Origin of the sequence: Cupriavidus malaysiensis (assembly GCF_001854325.1) — a bacterium.
In the GTDB taxonomy this organism is placed as follows: domain Bacteria; phylum Pseudomonadota; class Gammaproteobacteria; order Burkholderiales; family Burkholderiaceae; genus Cupriavidus; species Cupriavidus malaysiensis.
In genome coordinates, this window is record NZ_CP017754.1 from 2865834 (window position 1) to 2886243 (window position 20410).

The window sequence follows — 20410 nt, forward strand, 5'->3', positions numbered from 1 at the left end:
GAGCCCTCTTGCACGTCGCCCCCACCGCCCCCCGCCGCCTGCTGGCGGCTGCCATCACGCTCGCCACCGCCATTGCCGGCCTTTGCGCGGCGCCCGCCGCGAGCGCCGGCGACCTGCCCAAGGTGATCCACCTGGCAGCACCCGAGCAGGGCAGCCAGGGCAAGTCCTTCGCCGGCGCCGGGCCGGTTTCACTGGCCTATGCCAGCAAGGCGATCGAAGCCGAGTTCGCCAAGGATGGCGTGCAGGTGGAGTGGAAATTCTTCAAGGGTGCCGGGCCCGCCATCAACGAGGGCCTCGCCACCGGCCAGCTCGACGTGGTCTTCCTGGGCGACCTGGCAGCGGTGATCGGCCGCGCCAGCGGCCTCAGGACACGCCTGGTGGCCAGCGCGGGCCGCGGCGCCAACAGCTACCTCGCCACCGCGCCCGGCTCGAACATCCGCAGCTTCAAGGATCTCAAGGGCAAGCGCGTGGCCGTGCTGCGCGGCACGGCCTACCAGCTGCCGTTCGACCGCTTGCTGAAGGCGGAAGGCCTGTCGCAAAAGGACGTGCGCTTCACCAACCTGGACTGGCCCACCTCCAAGGCCGCCGTCGTCAACAAGGACATCGACGCCACCTTCGGCGGCGCCGACCTGCAATTGCTCAAGCTCGCCGGCAGCGCCGACATCCCGGTCAGCACCAAGGGCCGCGGCGACCTGTACGCGATCCACTCCACCGTGATCGCCACCGAGGACTTCGCCGGCAGGCATCCCGAGGCGCTGACGCGTATCGTCAAGGTGCTGGTGCAGCAGGCGCACGCGGCGGCGAGCGGCGCCATTCCACGCGAGACGCTGTTCCAGCGCTTCCATGACATCAGCGGGCTGCCGGTGCAGCTCTTCTCCAGCGAGTTCGAGGGCACCGACATCAAGGCACGCTACTCGCCCCTGCTCGACGCGGGCTATATCGCCCACTTCGGCGACGTGATCGAAGGCGCCAAGGCGGCCGGCATCGTGCGCCAGGGCTTCGATCCCAAGGGCTGGGCGGATCCGCGCTTCCTCGACGAGGCGCTCAGGACGCTGAAGCTGCAAGGATTCTGGACCGCGACCAGCGCCGCCAGCGCCCACGCCGCGGGCAAGTGAGCGCGCGGCAAAAGACCATCGTGCAACACGGACCACACGAAGGACCACGCGAGACACAGGCCATGCCCACACGCCCGAACATCCTCTTCATCCTGGCCGACGACCTGGGCTGGGCCGACCTCGGCGTCTATGGCCAGACCGGCTTCGCCACCCCTCATCTCGATCGCCTCGCCGCGCAAGGCGTGCGCTTCACGCAGGCTTACGCCAATTCGGCGGTCTGCTCGGCGACCCGCTTCGCGCTGATCACCGGCCGCTACCAGTACCGCCTGCGCGGGGGGCTGGAGGAACCGATCGCCCGACCGCGCGACGGGCTCGGCCTGCCACCGGAACACCCGACCTTGCCCTCGCTGCTCAAGGCAGCCGGCTACGACACCGCGCTGATCGGCAAGTGGCATCTCGGCCATCCCCCCGCCCACGGCCCGCTGCGGAGCGGTTATGACCGCTTTTTCGGCAACCTGGGCGGCGTGGTGGACTATTTCACGCACAAGCCGGGGGTCGGCGCCGATGTACCGCGCGACTTGTGGGAAGGCGAGGTGCCGGTCGAGCGCAGCGGCTACTACACGCAGATCCTGGCCGACGAGGCCGAGGCCTATGTGCGCGGCCGCATCGACCATGCCCGCCCCTTCTTCCTGTCGCTGCATTTCACCGCGCCGCACTGGCCCTGGGAGGGCCCGCAGGACGAAGCGGTCTCACGCGAACTGCGCGATCTGTTCCACTACGACGGCGGCAACCTGAAGAAGTACGGCGAGATCGTGCAGTCGCTCGACGCGGCCGTCGGGCAGGTGCTCGGCGCGCTCGACACCACCGGCCAGGCGCGCGATACCCTCGTGGTCTTCACCAGCGACAACGGCGGCGAACGCTTCTCCAAGACCTGGCCCTTCACCGGCCAGAAGACCGAGCTGCTCGAAGGCGGCCTGCGCGTGCCGACGCTGTTGCGCTGGCCGGCGCGGCTGCAGCCCCAGGTACAGGAGCAGGTCACCATCAGCATGGACTGGCTGCCCACCCTGCTGGCCGCCGCCGGCAGCGCGCCCCATCCGGACTGGCCCAGCGATGGCGAGAACATCCTGCCGGTGCTGGAAGGACGCGCCCCCGTGCATGCGCGCACGCTCTACTGGCGCTACAAGGCCCAGGCCCAGCGCGCCGTGCGCGACGGCGACTGGAAGTACCTGAAGATCAACGACAACGCCTTCCTGTTCGATGTCGCCGCGGACGAGCGCGAGCGCGCCAATCTGCGCGACAAGCATCCTGAAGTGTTCGCGCGGCTGCAACGCCAATGGGAAGACTGGAACGCCGGCTTCCTGCCGATCACCGACGCGGTCTTCACCCACGGGCTCACGCCTGATATCCAGGCTGACCGCTATGTGCCGGAGCGCGCCAGCCGGGTGCACCCAGGCCGATCGAACTAGCCAACAGGTGTTTTCCCTCTTCCCTCACGGAGAGGGGAGCGAACCGGCGCGATGCGAACCCCGTCGAGCCGGCCGTAGCCGCCGCGACGCACCCGGGTCGATCGGACTAGGCTTGGACTTCGATGACCCGGTCCAGCCGCGCCGCGCCGCCTGCCATCAGGCCGGCGATGCGTCCGTCTTGCGTCTCCAGTTCCACCTCGATCACGCTCGGCGACGGCGGCCGCATCAGCCAGCCCTGCTCGATGCGGATCGCCGTCTGCGCCACGCCCAGGCGATCATGCAACAGGCAGGCCAGCGGCCCCGCGGCCGTGCCCGTGGCCGACTCCTCGTCGATGCCGTAGCGCGGCGCGAACATGCGCGTGCCCGCGTGGCGCCCCGCCTGGCGCGTCTCGCGCGAGAACAGGTAGTAGCCCACCAGGCCGAGTTCCTCGCTGACGGCGGCAACCAGGGGCAGCACCGGCTGGACCGACGCCACCGTTGCGGCGTCGGGCAGCGCCACCATCAGGAAGGCATTGCCGGTATCGACGACCACCGGCGCCAGCGTGGCGCCGGGCTGGCCGGCGGCCAGCCCCAGCGACGCTGCCACCCGCCGGCCCAGCGCGGATTCCGGCGCCACCTCGGTATAGACCGGAGCACGCTGCTCCATCAACACCCTGCCGGTGTCGACCTGGATGCGGCGCGTGCCGTCGATGGTCTCCTTTGTGGCGGGCCCGCTGCCGATCCGGCCGAGGTCGCGCAGCAGCGAGAACGCGGCGATGGTGGCATGGCCGCAGTGAGCGATCTGGCGCGTCGGCGTAAAGAACTCCAGCTTGACGGTGGCGCACGCCGAGCGCGAAACGAAGGCCGTCTCGGACAGGCCGACGCGTGCGGCGATGGCGAGCTTCTGCGCGGTGCCGAGGGTATCGGCGGCGATCACGACGCCGGCTGGATTGCCGCCGGCGGCGCCGTCGATGAGCGAATGGACGAGATGGACTGGAATGGGCATGGGAGGCTTCCTGCTGGCGCGGCCCCACACCCCCTGTGACGGGCAGCGGCCTTGCGCCTGGGACAAGCAATGTACCAGAGCCGTCGCGGCGCGCCTTGTCCTCGCCGGGGCCTTGCCCAATGCTACGCAGCGCCGCCGCCTTCCCTCTCGTCGCCGCACACGAGCGCGGACCACGGTAGCTGTCACTGCCAAGGAGTTCAAACGGATGTCCGAACCGGAATGCGCTGGCCAACCACCACGCGTTCCTGATCTACCGCAAGTTGCCGTGATGCAGCGCCAGCGGCTAGTCCGAAGGTATGGGTCGGCCGCTGCAAGGTATGGTTCCCGCACCGCGGCAATTCGATGACTATAGTCAATGCCTTACACGGTCATCAAATAATCCAATTTCCGTGCTGCGATGAGAGGCCCTACCATTTGCGGGCAATGCTCGGCCCCCACACCCCTCACCGAAACCGAGCGGTGAAGTGCTAACGATCCAAGGAACCTGTCCATGACGACTGAAGCAAAATGTCCGTTCCACCATACCGCCGGCGGCGGCACGTCGAACCAGGATTGGTGGCCTGACCAACTGAACCTGAAGATCCTGCACCAGCATCCCGCCATGTCCAATCCGCAGGGCGAGGCGTTCCACTACGCCGAGGCCTTCAAGAGCCTGGACCTGGCCGCGGTCAAGGAAGACCTGCGCGCGCTGATGACCGATTCGCAGGACTGGTGGCCCGCCGATTTCGGTCACTACGGCGGACTCTTCATCCGCATGGCATGGCATAGCGCCGGCACCTACCGCACCGCCGACGGCCGCGGTGGCGCCGGCTCCGGCCAGCAGCGCTTCGCGCCGCTCAACAGCTGGCCCGACAACGTCAGCCTGGACAAGGCGCGCCGCCTGATCTGGCCGATCAAGCAGAAGTACGGCAACAAGATCTCCTGGGCCGACCTGATCATCCTGACCGGCAACGTCGCGCTCGAATCGATGGGCTTCAAGACCTTCGGTTTCGCCGGCGGCCGCGTCGACGCCTGGGAGGCGGACGAAGACGTCTACTGGGGCGCCGAGACCAAGTGGCTCGACGACAAGCGCTACAGCGGCGATCGCGAGCTGGAAAACCCGCTGGCAGCGGTGCAGATGGGCCTGATCTACGTCAACCCGGAAGGCCCGAACGGCAACCCCGACCCGGTCGCCGCCGCGCGCGACATCCGCGAGACCTTCGCGCGCATGGCCATGGACGATGAAGAAACCGTGGCACTGATCGCCGGCGGCCATACCTTCGGCAAGACCCACGGCGCCGGCCCGGCATCCCACGTGGGCCCCGAGCCGGAAGCGGCCGGCCTCGAAGAACAGGGCCTGGGCTGGAAGAGCAGCTTCGGCACCGGCAAGGGCCGCGACGCCATCACCAGCGGGCTCGAAGTCACCTGGACCACCACGCCGACGCAGTGGAACCACGACTTCTTCAAGCACCTGTTCGAGTACGAGTGGGAACTGACCAAGAGCCCTGCCGGCGCGCACCAGTGGAAACCCAAGGGCGATGCCGGCGCCGGCACCGTGCCCGACCCGCAGGATCCCGCCAAGCGCCGTGGGCCGACCATGCTGACCACCGACCTGTCGCTGCGCTTCGACCCGGCCTACGAGAAGATCTCGCGGCGTTTCTACGAGAACCCCGAGCAGTTCGCCGATGCCTTCGCACGCGCCTGGTTCAAGCTGACCCACCGCGATATGGGCCCGCGTGCACGCTATCTCGGCCCGGAAGTGCCGGCGGAAGAGCTGCTGTGGCAGGATCCGGTGCCGGCCGTCGACCACAAGCTGATCGACGCCCAGGACATCGCCACGCTCAAGGCCAAGGTACTGGCCTCGGGACTGTCGGTGCCGCAGCTGGTATCGACCGCCTGGGCCTCGGCCTCGACCTTCCGCGGCTCGGACAAGCGCGGCGGCGCCAACGGTGCGCGCATCCGCCTGGCGCCGCAGAAGGACTGGGAGGCCAACCAGCCGGAGCAGCTCGCCAACGTGCTGGAGACGCTGGAGGCCATCCGGGCCGAGTTCAACGGCGCGCAGCGCGACGGCAAGAAGGTATCGCTGGCCGACCTGATCGTGCTGGCCGGCGCCGCCGCTGTCGAGCAGGCCGCGAAGAATGCCGGCCACGTGGTGACGGTGCCGTTCGCAGCGGGCCGCACGGACGCTACGCAGGAGCAGACCGACGTCGCCTCGATGGCGGTGCTCGAGCCCATCGCGGACGGCTTCCGTAACTACCTGAAGGGCAGGTACACCATCCCGGCGGAAAAACTGCTGATCGACAAGGCCCAGCTGCTGACGCTGACGGCGCCGGAGATGACGGTCCTGCTGGGCGGCCTGCGCGTGCTCGAAGCCAATGTGGGGCAGACCCGCCACGGTGTCTTCACGCAACGGCCGGGCGCGCTGAGCAACGACTTCTTCGTCAACCTGCTCGACATGCGCACGGAATGGAAGCCGGTGTCCGACGCCAAGGACGTGTTCGAAGGGCGCGACCGCACCTCCGGCCAGATCAGGTGGACCGGCACGCGCGTCGACCTGGTGTTCGGCTCGAACGCGCAGCTGCGCGCGCTGGCCGAGTTCTATGGCAGCGCCGATGCCGAGGAGAAGTTCGTGCATGACTTCGTCGCGGCCTGGAGCAAGGTGATGAACCTCGACCGCTTCGACCTGGCCTGAAGCGCCGGCGCCGCCTGAGCCTGCCGGACCCGGCATGGCCGGCGGCGGCCGTCCGATGCGGCGCGCCGCCCGCTCCCGAACGATGGCCGATCGCGAGATCGGCCATCGTCATTTGCCGCCGGCATATCGACAAGGCGATCATGCGGTGAGGAGGTGAGGAGGTGAGGCAGCGGCTCGCTGCGCGAACCGCGATCCCGGCGCAGGCATGGGCACCGCGACAACGCCCGGCCGTCCCTCGCTCAATGTGCAACAAAGACGGTGAGCACGCCCGTATAGCCGTACAAGTGATCCCGGGCAATCTCGCCACCGGCGAAGAATCCGGCCAGCGGCAGTTCACCCAGCACCCCGCGCAAGGCCTGCAACTCGGCATTGGGCGCGCCGAAATGCGGTCCGCCCCGGCCGCAGCAACTGACGTAGACCGCTCCCGCGGCCCGCCCTGCCCCACGGCGCCCGAGCTCGGCCCGCACTTCGCCAGCCATGCGCACCAGGTCTGCCAGCGCCGCGTCGGGATTGCGCCGGCAGAAGGCCAGCGGCACACCTGGCTCGGCCACGTCGGCCAGCGCCAGCACCCGATGCAGCACGTCTACGCCGATCACATGCCGTACCAGCGTGTCGGTGCCGAAGGTACCCGGCTGGTGCGGCGCCTGCTCGACCCCGCCGCCCAGTCCGGCCAGCGTTCCCGACAAGGCCTCGGAGAGCAGCTCCAGTGGCGCGTCGCGCGCCAGTCCGAGATCCTGCAGCACGCAATCGAGGGCGGGCCTGCCGTCCAGCGCGATCAGCAGGTTGCGTTCGGCGCGCGTCACGGTACGGCTCGGGCCGATCGGCTGGCAGCCCTGTGTCACCCGCGCCACCAGTTCCACATCGGCATTGAACAGCACACCGGACAGGCCACCGCCGAGCACGTCGTCGGCCACGTGCAGCGGCCGGCGGCGCGCCGACGCCACGCCGCCGAACAGATAGCCGGTGGCAGTGCGTGCGCTCAGTTCGCGCAGCAGGTCCTGGAGATCGGGCGTGCCGCCGTCGGCATGCACCTGCGCGGTATGGGCAGAGAACCCGGACGTCGGGCCGGGCAGCGGCCGCCGCCCGGAGAAGAGTCGGAACGACTGGCTGGGCAAGGGCGCCAGCATCAGCACCAGGGCCGGTTCGTCGATGTACTCGACCCCGTTCGCGCACACGCCGACACCGTCGGCCCCGACCCAGGCCACACCGGGCCAGTCCTCCTTCAGTTCGGCCAGGATCGCCTCGGCCGCCTCGGCGTAGTCCTCGCCCAGGTAGCACCAGCCGAGCGTGAGCGGAGCGGCCGTACCGTCGCGCGCCCGGCGCACGGCAGCCTGCATCTCGAGTTGCCGCTGGCATTCGGCCAGCGCCTCCCGCCAGCGGACGTGAGCCGCATGGGCACAAAGGAAGGATGCCTCGGACATGGCAGGATCTCCGCATGCCGGACGGCCGCGTGGCCCGGTCGTCCGCCGGCACGCCTCGGCGCCGGCATCCCGGGCCGCGCGCGGCGCGCCCTCGTTCCACTGTAGGTCACGGGCGCCCGCTTTGCCCGCTTGCGGCGCGGCGGCACGCGGCCTTGGCCGTGCCCGCACGGGCAGCGGCGCAAACCCGCGTGCCCGCCCCGCCTCACTCCGTCAGCGTGACGCCAGGCAGGAACTCGATGCCGGTGCGCTTGACCAGTTCCTGGTAGCTGATGGGGCGGCCTGCGCGCGCCGAATCGGTGTTCTCGATCCAATGCGCCCAGGCGCGGTGGTTCGACGGATCGTAGACGAGCTTGAAGAGGTATTGCGGCACCCACACCTGGCCCGGGCCGATGGTGCTCGGCGTGCTGCCGTAGACCGGCCCGGTGATCACGTAGATGTCGCCCTTGGCGCGTCGCGCGTACTTGCGCGTCGCCTGCTCGATACCGGCCCAGCTGCGGCGGTTGTTCTGGGGCGCCTGCGGCACCATATTGGCCAGCGAGAAGCTCTGTGCCATCGCAGTGGCGCTGGGCATGTCGCCGGCCGGTGCCATGTGGCCGCGGTCGTAGCCCGACCCCTTGTAGTCGTCCAGCTCCGCGCGTTCAGCGCGGGGCAGGCGCGCATCGGCGAAGAAGCGGTTGGTGCGCTGCTCGTCCTGGGCGTCCTCTACCTGCGCCGCGTTGATCCGCTCCGCCACGTAGACGGGCGTCTTGGTGGTGCCGGAATGCAGGATCGCGAAAGAGTCGAAGCACAGCGCACGCGGCTTCAGGTTCTGGGCCTTGTGAAGCTGGGGAACCGCGCCTTGGGCGAAGAACTGCTGGCAGCCGGCGAAATCGGCGGCGGCGTGAGCGGCCGTGGTGATGCCGAGAAACAAGGCGGTCGATGCGGCCAGCCTGAAAATACGATGCATGAATTCCTTCCTGAAATGCTGGATTGCCCTTCCCGACTGGTAGAAAGGGGCCGGAAGGATAACATTCGTGCCCGCGGCAGGTGACCTTGTTTCAACTCGTAACGGGAATCAGCAAATTCTGAGTTGGCCGGCTCCGACGCGATGCCGCCCGGCGCGCCGGCGAACCATTCGTTGCTCCGCGGAACCCAGCCCCCACACCATCGACAGGGTCATTCAAACGCATCGAGCAGGCCCGATCGATGCATCGTATATTTCCGATATCAATTTGGAGATTCCCCGATTCATGGTTCGCAAGACAGCGAAGCAGAGAGCGAAGCAAGCGGCGCCGGAGGCAACCGGCGATACGCCAGCGCTGGACGTGGATACGATCCACAAGGCGCTGGCCAATCCGGTGCGGCGCAATATCCTGGCGTGGCTGCGCACGCCGGAAGCGTATTTCTCGGCGCAGGAATATCCGCTCGACCTCGGTGTCTGCGCGGGGCTGATCGATGCGCACGCCGGACTGTCGCAGTCCACCGTATCCGCCCACCTGGCCACCCTGCAGCGCGCCGGCCTGATCCGCGCCAGGCGCATCGGCCAATGGGTCTTCTTCAAACGGGACGAGGCCACCATCCAGGCCTTCCTCGACCAGCTTCACCAGGAGCTTTGAGCCGCACAGGCCGCGCCGACGGCGAGCCGCCGCGAACGCGACCGTGCCTTTCCCCTCCCCAACCGCAAGGCGGACAACCATGCCCACTCTTTTCGATCCCCTCCGACTCGGCGATCTCGAATTGCCCAACCGCGTCATCATGGCGCCGCTCACGCGCTCGCGCGCGGTGGGCGGCCAGCGCGTGCCCAATGCCCTGATGGCGCAGTACTACGTGCAGCGTGCATCGGCCGGCCTGATCCTGTCGGAGGCCACCGCCGTCACGCCGCAGGGCGTCGGCTATGCCGATACCCCCGGCATCTGGAGCGACGAGCAGGTCGCCGGCTGGAAGCAGGTGACCGACGCCGTGCACGCGGCCGGCGGCCGCATCTTCCTGCAACTCTGGCACGTGGGCCGCATCTCCGACCCCGTGTTCCTCGACGGCGACCTGCCGGTGGCGCCGAGCGCCATCGCCGCCCAGGGCAACGTCAGCCTGGTCCGGCCCAAGCGCCCCTACGTCACGCCGCGCGCGCTGGAAACCGAGGAGATCGCTGGGGTGGTGGCGGCCTTCCGGCATGGCGCCGAGAACGCCAGGAAGGCAGGTTTCGACGGCGTGGAAGTGCATGCCGCCAATGGCTACCTGATCGACCAGTTCCTGCAGGACTCCACCAACCATCGCACCGATGCCTACGGCGGCCCGATCGAGAATCGCGCGCGCCTGCTGCTGGAGATCACCGATGCCTGCATCGAGGTGTGGGGCGCGGGCCGCGTCGGCGTCCACCTGGCACCGCGCGGCGACGCGCACGACATGGGCGACTCCGACCCCGCCGCCACCTTCGGCTACGTCGCACGCGAGCTCGGCAAGCGCGGCATCGCCTTTCTGTGCGCACGCGAAGCGCTCGGCGAGAACCGCCTCGGGCCGGCGCTGAAGGCAGCCTTTGGCGGCGTCTACATCGCCAACGAGAAGATGACCAGGCAGAGCGCCGCACAGGTGCTGGCCGCCGGCGAAGCGGATGCCGTGGCCTTCGGCCAGCTCTTCATCGCCAACCCCGACCTGCCGCGCCGCCTGCATCTGAACGCGGAGTTGAATGTGCCGCGCCCGGAGACCTACTACCATCCGGGTGCCGAAGGCTACGTCGACTACCCGGCCCTGGCCTGAAACGATACCTGGCCCGCGTTCCAGGTCCGCACAGCAGGTCCGCACAGCAGGTCCGCATGGAAGGCCCGCCTCGCATCGGCGAGGCGTCCGGCCAGCTGGCCGCGTCGCACGAGGCCGGCGACACCCGCCGGGGTGGCGCCGGCCGCTAACGGCCGCTTTCGTCGTCGAGCGGCAGGATGGCATCGTCCTCCCAGCGGCTGACAGCATTGACCAACCGGTACTGGGCGAGAAAAAACAGGATCAGGGCCAGCAGCGCCAGGCCGGCCAGAACGAAGCGATGCCACATGGCTGTTTCCCCATCGGGATCCGTTGTCGGTGCATGCATGAGGGACGGCCGGCAGGCAATGCAAGCGCTCCCTCTTGCCTGGCTCAAGGCTATGCCAGTCTCCATACAGGCCGCGTGAAGATCGCGGCGCTCCCGATCAAAATGCGGTAAAGCCCGCGCCGCTAGCCCGGACGCCGCGCGCCGGCTGCACCGTGCTGACGCGCGCGCCCGGCCAGCAGCCGTCCCGCCAGCCCGAACGCCACCAGGTTGCCGGCCACCACCAGCACCAGGCCCGCCACGGCCAGCGCCGACCAGCGGTAGTCCTCGAACACGGTCGAGGCCGCGAGCGCCACGATCGGGAACAGCACCGTGCAGTAGGCCGCACGCTCCGGCCCGATCCGTCCCACCAGGGTCAGGTAGGCGGTGAAGCCGATCACCGAGCCGGGCACGGCCAGGTAGAGCAGCGCGCCGAGGTAGAGCGGGCCGGTATCCGGCCGGAAGGAAAGCCCGGCCAGCCAGGCGCCGGCGCTCAGCACCGCGGCACCGATCAACATGGCCCAGGCATTGGTCACCAGCGGATGCAGGCCCATCGCCTGCATCCGGCTCGACTGCAGGTTGCCGGTCGAGAAGCACAGGGTCCCGGCGAAGGCCACCGCCAGCCCCTGCCACAGGGCGTGGTCGGCCGCATGCCCCGCCATCTGCTGGTAGAACAGGCAAGCGATGCCGGTCAGCCCCAGCAGCGCGCCGAGGATGGCCTGGCCCTGCAGCGGGCGCCCCATGAACAGGCGGCCGTTGATGGCATTGAGCAGCGGCGCGGTGGAGAACACCACGGCGACCAGGCCGCTCGGCACCACCTGCTCGGCATAGTAGAAGCACAGGAAGTTCAGGCAGAACAAGGTCACCCCCTGTGCGGCGAGAATGCGCCACGCCGCGCGCGGCACACGCACGCTGCGCCGCGTCAGGCGCAGCAGCAGGAACAGCACCGCCGCCGCCAGCCAGAAGCGCCAGGCAATCGACACCGGCGGCGGTACCACGCCGAGTTGCCATTTGATCGCGATCCAGGTGGTGCCCCAGATCAGTACCGTCAGGATGTAGAGGAAGAGATTCATCGCAGGGGGAACAGGAAGGCCGGGGAAGGCCGGGGAAAGCCGCCGGAGCTGCCGCCCCCGGCCTTGTCGATCATGCTGCCGCTTTCCTTGCCGGGGCCATTGTCCAGAATTGCGGTCTTTTCCCGCCGGCAGCCGCGCGGGCAGCGCCTGCGCTTATACTGGCCCGCATCATGCGCCATCGCCCCACCGTTCCCGCCGGCACCGACGCCGGGATCCCCTTCGGCCTGCAGTCGGTCTGCCGCACGCTCAGCGAGGCCAATGCCACGCTCGAGCGCTTCGCCTGGCTCGGCGACGGGCTGGCGATCGCCGAATGGACGCGCATCACCGAAGAGACCGAGACCTCGTACGAGCAGCCGGGCCACCACACGCTGTCCTGCTACCTGGACGGCGGCTACCGCACCGAGCGCCAGAAGGTACCCGGCTTCGGCGCCCCGAGCCGGCTGTGCGCGCTGCCGAGCGACCACGAATCGCGCTGGTGGGTACGAGGCGAGATGCACTTCCTGCACCTGTATTTCCTGCCCGAGCATTTCACCCGGCGCGCGGTGCAGGAACTGGACCGCGAACCACGCGAACTGACGCTGGCCGACCGCACCTACTTCGAGGACGCACGCATCGACGCGCTGTGCCGCGCGCTGCTGCGCGAGCGCTGGGACGATGCCGACGGCAGGCTGCGCGTCAACGAAGCCGCGCATGAGGTACTGAGCCAGCTGCTGCGCGGCCAGAGCGTCAACCGCGCCGGACTGCGGCCGCGCGGCGGCCTGGCGCCGGCGGTACGGCGGCGCCTGCGCGAATACATCGAAGCCCATCTCACCCAGCCGCTCACGGTGGGGGAACTGGCCGACCTGGCCGCGCTGTCCGAATACCATTTCACGCGCATGTTCCGCCTGTCCTTCGGCAGTGCGCCCCATGCCTGGGTGGCCGAGCAGCGGCTGGCCAGGGCGCGCGCGCTGCTCAAGACCACCGCGCTGCCGCTGGCGCAGGTTGCGGCGCAATGCGGCTACGCCAACGCGGCCCACCTGAGCCACCGCTTCCGCGACGCGCACGGCGCGCCGCCGAATGCGTACCGGCTGGCGCTGCAGGCAAGCTGAACGGCCGGGGCCGGGGCCGGCCCCGCTTCAGCGCACCGCCCGCGCCGCCTCCCACAGGTCCCGGCCGCCCAGGCCCGCATGCCAGGCGCGGAACTGCGCACGCCAGCCCTGGAAGGGCTCGCCCAGCACGGGGCGCGGGTCGCCGCTGAGGTCGTAGGCCATGCCTTCGATCAGCCATCCGGGCCCGGTCGCAACGGCCACGTTGCCCAGCGTCTCCGCCTGCCGGTAGTGGATCAGTTCATGCGCGACGTAGTAGGACTGCCAGCCGCGCGGTGCCACCGCCAGGCCGAAGTCGCCCACCGCCGCCGCCGCGCGCCGGCCCAGGCCGAAGGTGTCGGCGCAGGCCTGCGTCGAGCAGAACACGAGGCGGGGCCGGCCGTGGAAAGGGCCCACGGCCGCGGTGGCGGTGGCATAGCCCTGCGCGTAGAGTTGCTGCGCCTCGGCCAGCCGCCCCACGTCGTCCATGCAGAGATCCGCGCGCGGACATTGGACGCCCGGCATCCACCCGGGCACCGCTGCGCGCAGCGGCTTGACGAAGGCCAGCGCGGCCAGCGGCATGACGATGGCCAGGATCGGCAGGGCGGCGAGCGCAAGCTTGAGTTTTCGCATCGGTCAGGGGGCGGCAGGGGATTGCGGAAAAGTATGGGAAGGCGCAGGAGGGCATTGTAGCGAGCGGCACCGGCCTTGCGCACCGGTCCGTGTGTACCGACCGGCGCGGACGCCGGGCGCAGCCCTCAGGCGAACCGCTTCGCTCCGGCCACGCACAGCACCACCACCGCCGTCGCCGCCACCATGGTCCACGCGACCGGCTCATGCAGCAGCCAGGCGGCCAGCATCAGGCCGAACAGCGGTTGCAGCAGTTGCAGTTGCCCGACGCCGGCGATACCGCCCAGCGCCAGCCCGCGGTACCAGAAGATGAAGCCCACCAGCATGCTGAACACCGAGACATAGGCCAGCCCGGTCCAGGCGCCGCCGCCGATGCCCTGCCAGGTGGCCGGCAGCGTGAACAAGGCCAGTGCCGCCATCAGCGGCAGCGCCAGCAGCAGCGACCAGGAAATGACCTGCCAGCCGCCGAGGCGGCGCGACAGCACGCCGCCTTCGGCATAACCCAGCCCGCACAGCACGATGGCCGCCACCATCAGCAGGTCGCCGGCCGACGAGCCGCCGCTGCCTTGATGCAGCGAAAAGCCAGCCACGGTGGCGGCGCCCAGGCCCGAGAACAGCCAGAACACCGGGCTTGGCCGCTCGCCGCCGCGCAGCACGCCGAACAGCGCGGTGGACAGCGGCAGCAGGCCGATAAAGACAATGGAGCGTGCCGAGGTGATGTGCTGCAGCGCCAGCGCCGTCAGCAGCGGGAAGCCCACCACCACGCCCAGGGCGATCACCGCCAGCGGGACGAGGTCGCGCCGCGCCGGCCGCGCCTGGCGCAGCGCCGCCAGGAACACGGCGCCGAGCAAGGCGGCGATGACGGCCCGCGCCGAGGTCAGGAAGAGCGGCGAGAAGCCGCCCACGGCGACCCGCGTCGCCGGCAGCGAGCCACTGAAGATCAACACGCCCAGCAGTCCGCTGCCCCACCCTTTTGCCATCGTTGCCATCTCTCCGCTCTCTCCGTCCCGGCGTCCGCACGCATCCTTCAAGCACACGATGCTAGGCCCTCCTATCTGGCCTGGGCAGAGACAGTCCAATACAATCCGAAAGAACTGTATGGATATGCGCTGCCACACACTTTGCAGTGCGGCGGCACAGCGACGCGGCAGCATCGCGCACGGGGCACGACGGCAATGACGGCAATCACCACCACCACGAGCAGGCAAGGCGACACGCAGGACGAGGCTGGCACGCGGACCGGCAAGGTCATGGCGGCCATCCGCGCCAAGGTGGCGAGCCGCGCGCTGGCCGCCGGCGACCGCCTGCCGTCGATCCGGCGCTTCGCCGCGGCCCAGGGCGTTTCACCTTCAACGGTGGTGGAGGCCTATGACCGACTCGCCGCCGAGGGCCTGATCCGGGCCCGGCGCGGCTCCGGCTTCTATGTTGCCGCCACCGTACCGGCGCCGATGGCACTGGCGGCGGAGCCGGCCCGTGAACTTGCAGTGGATCCGTTCTGGGTCTCGCGCCAGTCGCTCGATGCCGATCCGGCCGTGCTGAAACCCGGCTGCGGCTGGCTGCCCGAGGACTGGATGCCGCACGCCGCGCTGCGCCGCGCCTTGCGCGCGCTGGCACGCGCAGAGCCCGCGCTGCTCGCCGACTACGGCAGCACGCGTGGATCGCTGGCACTGCGCCGGCTGCTGCTGGGCCGCTTCGCCGAGGAAGGCCTGGAGGCCGCGCCCGCGCAGCTCCTGCTGACCGGCTCGGGCACGCAGGCCATCGACCTGATCTGCCGCTTCCTGCTGCAGCCCGGCGATACGGTCCTGGTCGACGATCCCTGCTATTTCAACTTCCAGGCGCTGCTGCGCGCGCACCAGGCCCGCGTCGTCGGCGTACCCTACACCCCGTCCGGTCCCGATGTGACGGCCTTCGAAACGGTGCTCGCCTCGGAGCAGCCACGCCTCTACCTGACCAACTCCGCGCTGCACAACCCGACCGGCGCCTCGCTCTCGCCGCAGACCGCCCACCGCGTGCTGCGCGCGGCCGCCGCGCATGGCCTGACCATCGTCGAGGACGACATCTTCGCCGACTTCGAGCCCGAGCCTTCGCCGCGCCTGGCGGTGCTGGACGGTCTGGAGCGCGTGATCCGCATCGGCAGTTTCTCCAAGACGCTGTCCGCCTCGGTGCGCTGCGGCTATATCGCCGCCCGTGCCGACTGGATCGAAGGACTGGTCGACCTGCAGGTGGCCACCAGCTTCGGCGGTGCGAGCCCGGTGGCGACCGAACTGGTCGGGCAGGTGCTGGCCGGCGGCGGCTACCGCAAGCATATGGAAGCACTGCGGCGGCGGCTCTCGCAGGCGCGGCGCGACATCGCCGCGCGGCTCGCGCCGCTGGGCATCGATCCCTGGCTGATGCCGCGCGGCGGCTTCTACCTCTGGTGCCGCCTGCCGGACGGCCTGGACTCCACCGTGCTGGCCCGCCTGGCGCTGGCCGATGGCGTGGTGCTGGCGCCGGGCAATGTGTTCAGCGTGTCGCAGTCGGCCGCCTCCTTCCTGCGCATCAACGTGGCGCAGTCGGGCGACCCGCGCGTGCCGGAGACGCTGCGGCGCGTGATGGCGGCGGCGCGAAGCTGAGCCGGATCGGTCCGGCTAATCGAACACGGCCATGCACTCGATCTCCACGCGCGCCCCCAGCGCCAGCCCGCTCGCGCCCAGCGCGCTGCGCGCCGGATAGGGCGCCTGGAAGAATTCCTTGTAGACCTCGTTGAAGGCCTGCCACTCGGCGATGTCGGCCAGCATGATGGTGCACTTGGCGACGCGCTGCAAGGACAGGCCGTGGGCTTCCAGCGCGACGCGCACATTCATCAGCGCCTGCCTGGCCTCCTCGCGGATGCCGCCGGGCACCAGGCGCGTGGTGCCCGGCACGATGCCCATCTGGCCGGACAGCAGCAGCCACTGGCCGACCCGCACACCTTCGGAGAACGGCAGCCCCGCCGGGAGGATCTTGCCGGAGTTCAGGAATTCCATGTCGTACCCTCCAATGAGCGGCGGCCGGCGCCCGGGCCGGACGCCGCCATCCGCACCGAGGTCGAGAACGGCACCAAGGCGAAAGGCGCGGTGCCCTGCGCACCGCGCCTGCTCGGCGCCCGACCTTGAGTGTAGGAAAAGCCGGCACGCTTGGCGTGCCCGTCAGCAAGTCCGTGGAACACCTCCTCTTACCCGGCCCGCCTTACCGAGCCGGGCTGCCGGTGGCTGCCGGCGACTGCGCGATGCGGCTCTGGCGGCGCAGGTTCTCGGTGGTGCCACCACTGCCGTCGGCACGCCAGCCCGGCGGCATCAACACGTAGCGCAGCGCGTCCCACGGATTGCCGGCCGCAGCCATGTCGCGCGCCAGGCTGATCCAGTGCTCGAACTGGTTGCGCAGCGGGTTGCGGGTATGCGACGGCGTCACCAGGCCGTAGCGGCAGGGCTCGTCGGCACGTTCCTCGACATAGGTGCCGAACAGGCGGTCGAACACGATCAGCACGCCGCCGTAGTTGGCATCCAGGTAGTCGACGTTGGAAGCATGGTGCACGCGGTGCGCCGACGGCGTGTTGAAGACGTATTCGAACCAGCCGAGCCTGGGTATCCAGGTGTTGTGCAGCCAGAACTGATACATCAGGTTCAGGCTGACAGTGGCCAGCACGACCTCGGGACGCACACCCAGCAGCACCAGCGGCGTGAAGAAGACAGCGGTGCCGGAGAGCTTGCCGGTCCAGCCGAGCCGGAAGGCCGAGGACAGCGATAACTGGTTGGGCGAGTGGTGGACCGCATGCGTGGCCCAGAAGAAGCGCACGCGGTGCGAGGCGCGGTGGTACCAGTAGTAGCAGAACTCCTGCCCGAGGAAGAGCAGCAGCATCGTCAGCGCGCTGTCGAGCGGAACCGTGTAGAAGCGGTGCTCCCAGGCGAAGTGGAAGACCGGCGTGGCCAGCGACAGCGGTAACAGGGCCAGCAGCTTGCGGCCGGCCAGGTCGGCCAGCGAGAGCCAGGCCTCCGACCAGTCGAACGGCTTGCCGCCGCGACGGCTCCGCCAGGTAAGGACGGCGGCCTCGATCAGCGAGACCGAGACGACGAAGGCCGAGACATAGAGCGCAAGTGTTCCGAGGTTTCCAGTCACCATTCCAGTCACCATTCCAGTAGTCAGCATGATCCGCGCGACAGCCTGGTTCGGGACCCACCGTCAGCCGGATGGCCGCCGTCGCGTCGGGTGAAGGCAATGTAGCGGGCGGCGCGGGCGCGCGCCATGCGGAAACCATGTCGCCATATTTCAGCCCATAGGTCAGCCCATAGGTCGTCGCGTAGGTCAGCGCGCCGCGGCGACCGCAGCAATGCCCCCGCCGGCAGCCCGGCTCCTGGTGGTGCCTCCGGGGGCTCGGCGCGCAGTCATTCCCTGCGCGCATGCCGGCGCGGCGCCGCCTGTTTGCGCCGTGGTCGCCGCATGTAACGCGGCGACATGTTTTCGAGCGCGATTTCCGCGTGCTGCCCGCCTATAGTCCGTCCGACCCGCCGCCGGCCGCTTCTCGCCGGCATCCGGCACGTGCCGGTTCCCGGTCGGCTACCCCACGGAGAAACCCATGCAGCGAATGATCGCCACCCTCATCTTGTGTATTGTTTCGGTAGGCGCCTCGGCGCAGGAATCCGCGCCCGCCGCGGGAGGCAGCACGCGCCTCGGCCAGGCCGTGCGGCAGATCGAGGCACGCTTCGCCAGCGCCAACACCACGCACGACGGCAAGCTGACGCGCGAGCAGGCCGCTGCCGGCATGCCGATGGTGGCCAGGTATTTCGACGCAATCGACACGCAGCAGGCAGGCTATGTCACCCTGCCGCAGATCGCGGCTTTCCTGCGCCAGCATGCCATGTCGCGCTGACGGCCGGATCTGCGCGGCACCCCGTCCCATCTTCACCCGGGAGAACAGCATGGAGCAGGAAACCAGGATCCTCGTGCTCGACGACGAGGCGGAGTTGCGCAATATGCTGCAGCGCTTCCTGAGCGCGCACGGCTTCCGCGTGCGCGTGGTCGCCGACGGCAAGCAACTCGACCGCTACCTGCAGCGCGAGCCGCACGACCTGCTCGTGCTGGACCTGATGATGGCGCCCGAGGACGGCCTCACCATCTGCCGCCGCCTGCGCGGCGAAGGCCACACCCTGCCCATCCTGATGCTGACCGCCAAGGGCGACCCGATGGACCGGGTCACCGGGCTGGAGACCGGCGCCGACGACTACCTGGCCAAGCCATTCGTGCCGGACGAGCTGGTCGCGCGCATCCGTGCGCTGCTGCGCCGCCAGAAGATGGCGGCGGGCGACCCCACCGTGACCACGCAGCGGTTGCGTTTCGGCGACTTCCGGTTCGATCCGGCCGGGCTGGTCCTGCTGCGCGGCGGCGAGCCGGTCGAGATCCACTCGGCCCAGATGCAGCTGCTGCAGGCGCTGGGCGCTTCGCCCAACCGCGCGGTGAGCCGAGAGAACCTGCTGGCGCGGGCACGCGGACGCGACCACGACGCGCTCGACCGCAGCATCGACGTGCAGATCCTGCGCCTGCGCCAGATCGTCGAGGACGACCCCTCCAAGCCGCGCTTCATCAAGACGGTGTGGGGCGTCGGCTACATGCTGGTGGCAGGCGTCGAGACCTGATACGTCCCTTGATGCCCTCCATCCTGCCCCGTTCGCTGCTGGCGCGTAACATCGTCCCGCTGGTGGCCCTGCTGGCCTTCTCGCAGGCCTGTTCGCTGGCGGTACTGCTGCGCTTCGTGCAGCGTCCCCGGCTGGAACGCGCCGCCGATATCTTCGCGGGCTACGTCGAGACCCTCGACGCGATGCTCGCCGCCATGCCCGCCGGCGCTGCCGCCGCCACCGCCGCCGGCCTCGGCGCACAGCCGCAGGCGCCGCCGGCCGCGGCGCCGCAGCCCACGCCCAGCCCGCTGCGCTTGCTCCGCGACTACCAGCGCGACGTCTTTCTCGACGTGCTGCAGCGCCGCCTGCCGCCGGAACTGCTGGTGCGCTGGCAGGACAACGGCGACGAGCGCGTATGGATACGCCTGCGCCACGCCGGCCCCGCCGGCGCTCCCGCCTGGCTGCCCCTGCCCGTGATCGAGGACGCACGCGCCGGCGGCCTGACCGCCACCGTGCTGATGTCGGCTGTGCTGGCCCTGCTGGCCGCATTGACCGGCTATTGGCTGCAGCGGCACATCAACCGCCCGCTGCAGGAACTGGCGCATGCCGCGCGCCTGCTCAGCGCTGGCCAGGCGCCGGTCGCGCTGCCCACCGACGGGCCGACCGAGATCGCCCAGGTCAGCACCGCCTTCAACCAGATGACGCAGGCCCTGCAGCAGGCCGAGGCCACGCGCTCGCTGATGCTGGCCGGCATCTCCCACGATATCCGCACGCCCCTGACCAAGCTGCGCCTGGCCATGGCGATGGCAATCCCGCGCGGTGCCGACGACAGCTTCGTCGCCGCAGTCGAGGGCTACCTGGACCAGATCGACACGATCCTGCAGCAGTTCATGGACTACGCCGGCAGCGGCGAGCGCGAGCCGCCGGAAACAGGCGACCTCAACGCCCTGGTCGGCCGCCTGGCTGCGGATTTCGCCGGCCTTGGCCACGAATTCGAGCTATCGCTTGGCGCCTTGCCGCCGCTGCCGTTCCGCCCCGTCAGCCTGATGCGCCTGCTGATGAACCTGATGCAGAACGCCATCGTCTACGGCAAGCACGGCCTGGCGGTGCGCACCTGGCGCGAAGGCGACAGGGCCTGCATCGCCATCTGCGACCGCGGCAGCGGCCTCAGCGCACCGGAACTGGAAGCCCTCAAGGCCCCCTTCAGCCGCGGCAGGAACGCGCAAGGCCACGCCGGCGGCACCGGGCTCGGCCTGGCCATCGTGGAGCGCATCGCACGTCTGCACGGTGGCACGCTGCACTTCCGCCCGCGCGCCGGCGGAGGGCTGGAGGCGGTGGTGGCGTTGCCGCTGCACGCGAGCGCTGCCTAGAAATACCGGCTGTGCCG

At 69.7% G+C, this 20410-nt stretch carries 19 protein-coding genes; 10 read left to right on the forward strand and 9 right to left on the reverse strand.

Annotated features, from left to right (window positions below; all coding sequences use genetic code 11):
* The first annotated feature begins 8 nt into the window (after positions 1–8).
* On the forward strand, positions 9–1115 hold the full coding sequence (locus BKK80_RS12660) for an ABC transporter substrate-binding protein (protein WP_157903216.1): 1107 nt from the start codon (positions 9–11) through the stop codon (positions 1113–1115).
* Between the two features lie 62 nt (positions 1116–1177).
* Complete coding sequence (locus BKK80_RS12665) at positions 1178–2521, forward strand: sulfatase family protein (RefSeq protein WP_071069685.1); 1344 nt, start codon at positions 1178–1180, stop codon at positions 2519–2521.
* A gap of 106 nt (positions 2522–2627) precedes the next feature.
* Here the strand turns inward: BKK80_RS12665 and BKK80_RS12670 are convergent, their stop codons facing one another.
* The gene (locus BKK80_RS12670; protein WP_071013294.1) at positions 2628–3506 is read right to left on the reverse strand and encodes a PhzF family phenazine biosynthesis protein; all 879 of its coding nucleotides are present in this window, start codon (positions 3504–3506) and stop codon (positions 2628–2630) included.
* Between the two features lie 490 nt (positions 3507–3996).
* Here BKK80_RS12670 and katG point away from each other — a divergent pair, with 490 nt between their 5' ends.
* Positions 3997–6177: a catalase/peroxidase HPI gene (gene katG, locus BKK80_RS12675; protein WP_071069687.1), complete on the forward strand. Its 2181-nt coding sequence runs from the start codon at positions 3997–3999 to the stop codon at positions 6175–6177.
* A 239-nt stretch (positions 6178–6416) separates the two neighbouring features.
* On the opposite strand, the gene BKK80_RS12680 is transcribed toward katG, so the two are convergent.
* Positions 6417–7598: an FIST signal transduction protein gene (locus tag BKK80_RS12680; protein WP_071013299.1), complete on the reverse strand. Its 1182-nt coding sequence runs from the start codon at positions 7596–7598 to the stop codon at positions 6417–6419.
* A gap of 202 nt (positions 7599–7800) precedes the next feature.
* The gene (locus BKK80_RS12685) at positions 7801–8544 is read right to left on the reverse strand and encodes a DNA/RNA non-specific endonuclease (RefSeq protein WP_071013302.1); all 744 of its coding nucleotides are present in this window, start codon (positions 8542–8544) and stop codon (positions 7801–7803) included.
* Between the two features lie 352 nt (positions 8545–8896).
* Here BKK80_RS12685 and BKK80_RS12690 point away from each other — a divergent pair, with 352 nt between their 5' ends.
* Together BKK80_RS12690 and BKK80_RS12695 are read left to right on the forward strand one after the other, a co-directional pair.
* The gene (locus tag BKK80_RS12690) at positions 8897–9193 is read left to right on the forward strand and encodes an ArsR/SmtB family transcription factor (protein WP_071016412.1); all 297 of its coding nucleotides are present in this window, start codon (positions 8897–8899) and stop codon (positions 9191–9193) included.
* A 79-nt stretch (positions 9194–9272) separates the two neighbouring features.
* Positions 9273–10328 (forward strand): alkene reductase, encoded by a 1056-nt coding sequence (locus BKK80_RS12695; RefSeq protein ID WP_071013304.1) that lies wholly within the window; start codon positions 9273–9275, stop codon positions 10326–10328.
* Between the two features lie 145 nt (positions 10329–10473).
* Here the strand turns inward: BKK80_RS12695 and BKK80_RS36440 are convergent, their stop codons facing one another.
* Both BKK80_RS36440 and BKK80_RS12700 read right to left on the reverse strand, forming a co-directional pair.
* Entirely contained in the window at positions 10474–10614 is a 141-nt protein-coding gene (locus BKK80_RS36440; RefSeq protein WP_156811272.1) for a hypothetical protein, read from the reverse strand.
* Positions 10615–10775: 161 nt separating this feature from the next.
* Positions 10776–11702 (reverse strand): DMT family transporter, encoded by a 927-nt coding sequence (locus tag BKK80_RS12700; protein WP_071013306.1) that lies wholly within the window; start codon positions 11700–11702, stop codon positions 10776–10778.
* A 170-nt stretch (positions 11703–11872) separates the two neighbouring features.
* Between BKK80_RS12700 and BKK80_RS12710 the strand changes: the two genes are divergently transcribed.
* Complete coding sequence (locus tag BKK80_RS12710; RefSeq protein WP_071069689.1) at positions 11873–12790, forward strand: helix-turn-helix domain-containing protein; 918 nt, start codon at positions 11873–11875, stop codon at positions 12788–12790.
* A gap of 27 nt (positions 12791–12817) precedes the next feature.
* Here BKK80_RS12710 and BKK80_RS12715 read toward each other — a convergent pair whose 3' ends face one another.
* Together BKK80_RS12715 and BKK80_RS37205 are read right to left on the reverse strand one after the other, a co-directional pair.
* Positions 12818–13399 (reverse strand): hypothetical protein, encoded by a 582-nt coding sequence (locus BKK80_RS12715; protein WP_071013314.1) that lies wholly within the window; start codon positions 13397–13399, stop codon positions 12818–12820.
* A 125-nt stretch (positions 13400–13524) separates the two neighbouring features.
* Positions 13525–14385, reverse strand: coding sequence for a DMT family transporter (locus BKK80_RS37205; protein WP_071013316.1), 861 nt, complete (start codon positions 14383–14385; stop codon positions 13525–13527).
* A 186-nt stretch (positions 14386–14571) separates the two neighbouring features.
* Here BKK80_RS37205 and BKK80_RS12725 point away from each other — a divergent pair, with 186 nt between their 5' ends.
* Positions 14572–16008: an aminotransferase-like domain-containing protein gene (locus tag BKK80_RS12725; protein ID WP_071069691.1), complete on the forward strand. Its 1437-nt coding sequence runs from the start codon at positions 14572–14574 to the stop codon at positions 16006–16008.
* Between the two features lie 15 nt (positions 16009–16023).
* On the opposite strand, the gene BKK80_RS12730 is transcribed toward BKK80_RS12725, so the two are convergent.
* Both BKK80_RS12730 and BKK80_RS12735 read right to left on the reverse strand, forming a co-directional pair.
* Positions 16024–16401 carry a RidA family protein gene (locus tag BKK80_RS12730; protein WP_071013322.1) on the reverse strand — a complete coding sequence of 126 codons (378 nt, stop codon included), beginning with the start codon at positions 16399–16401 and terminating at the stop codon, positions 16024–16026.
* 202 nt (positions 16402–16603) lie between these two features.
* Entirely contained in the window at positions 16604–17533 is a 930-nt protein-coding gene (locus BKK80_RS12735; protein WP_071069694.1) for a sterol desaturase family protein, read from the reverse strand.
* 454 nt (positions 17534–17987) lie between these two features.
* Between BKK80_RS12735 and BKK80_RS12740 the strand changes: the two genes are divergently transcribed.
* From BKK80_RS12740 to BKK80_RS12750, 3 genes are read left to right on the forward strand one after another with little or no spacing between them, the layout of a single operon-like run.
* The gene (locus BKK80_RS12740) at positions 17988–18281 is read left to right on the forward strand and encodes an EF-hand domain-containing protein (RefSeq protein WP_071038283.1); all 294 of its coding nucleotides are present in this window, start codon (positions 17988–17990) and stop codon (positions 18279–18281) included.
* A gap of 49 nt (positions 18282–18330) precedes the next feature.
* Entirely contained in the window at positions 18331–19044 is a 714-nt protein-coding gene (locus BKK80_RS12745; RefSeq protein ID WP_071038282.1) for a response regulator, read from the forward strand.
* 11 nt (positions 19045–19055) lie between these two features.
* The gene (locus BKK80_RS12750) at positions 19056–20393 is read left to right on the forward strand and encodes an ATP-binding protein (RefSeq protein WP_084545575.1); all 1338 of its coding nucleotides are present in this window, start codon (positions 19056–19058) and stop codon (positions 20391–20393) included.
* Positions 20394–20410: the final 17 nt, after the last annotated feature.

Coding starts and splice junctions, on each gene's coding strand:
- BKK80_RS12665 (WP_071069685.1), top strand. CDS start 1,178: ATGCCCACACGCCCGAACATCCTCTTCATCCTGGCCGACGACCTGGGC.
- BKK80_RS12670 (WP_071013294.1), bottom strand. CDS start 3,506: ATGCCCATTCCAGTCCATCTCGTCCATTCGCTCATCGACGGCGCCGCC.
- katG (WP_071069687.1), top strand. CDS start 3,997: ATGACGACTGAAGCAAAATGTCCGTTCCACCATACCGCCGGCGGCGGC.
- BKK80_RS12680 (WP_071013299.1), bottom strand. CDS start 7,598: ATGTCCGAGGCATCCTTCCTTTGTGCCCATGCGGCTCACGTCCGCTGG.
- BKK80_RS12685 (WP_071013302.1), bottom strand. CDS start 8,544: ATGCATCGTATTTTCAGGCTGGCCGCATCGACCGCCTTGTTTCTCGGC.
- BKK80_RS12695 (WP_071013304.1), top strand. CDS start 9,273: ATGCCCACTCTTTTCGATCCCCTCCGACTCGGCGATCTCGAATTGCCC.
- BKK80_RS36440 (WP_156811272.1), bottom strand. CDS start 10,614: ATGTGGCATCGCTTCGTTCTGGCCGGCCTGGCGCTGCTGGCCCTGATC.
- BKK80_RS12700 (WP_071013306.1), bottom strand. CDS start 11,702: ATGAATCTCTTCCTCTACATCCTGACGGTACTGATCTGGGGCACCACC.
- BKK80_RS12710 (WP_071069689.1), top strand. CDS start 11,873: ATGCGCCATCGCCCCACCGTTCCCGCCGGCACCGACGCCGGGATCCCC.
- BKK80_RS12715 (WP_071013314.1), bottom strand. CDS start 13,399: ATGCGAAAACTCAAGCTTGCGCTCGCCGCCCTGCCGATCCTGGCCATC.
- BKK80_RS37205 (WP_071013316.1), bottom strand. CDS start 14,385: ATGGCAACGATGGCAAAAGGGTGGGGCAGCGGACTGCTGGGCGTGTTG.
- BKK80_RS12725 (WP_071069691.1), top strand. CDS start 14,572: ATGACGGCAATCACCACCACCACGAGCAGGCAAGGCGACACGCAGGAC.
- BKK80_RS12730 (WP_071013322.1), bottom strand. CDS start 16,401: ATGGAATTCCTGAACTCCGGCAAGATCCTCCCGGCGGGGCTGCCGTTC.
- BKK80_RS12735 (WP_071069694.1), bottom strand. CDS start 17,533: ATGGTGACTGGAAACCTCGGAACACTTGCGCTCTATGTCTCGGCCTTC.
- BKK80_RS12740 (WP_071038283.1), top strand. CDS start 17,988: ATGCAGCGAATGATCGCCACCCTCATCTTGTGTATTGTTTCGGTAGGC.
- BKK80_RS12745 (WP_071038282.1), top strand. CDS start 18,331: ATGGAGCAGGAAACCAGGATCCTCGTGCTCGACGACGAGGCGGAGTTG.
- BKK80_RS12750 (WP_084545575.1), top strand. CDS start 19,056: ATGCCCTCCATCCTGCCCCGTTCGCTGCTGGCGCGTAACATCGTCCCG.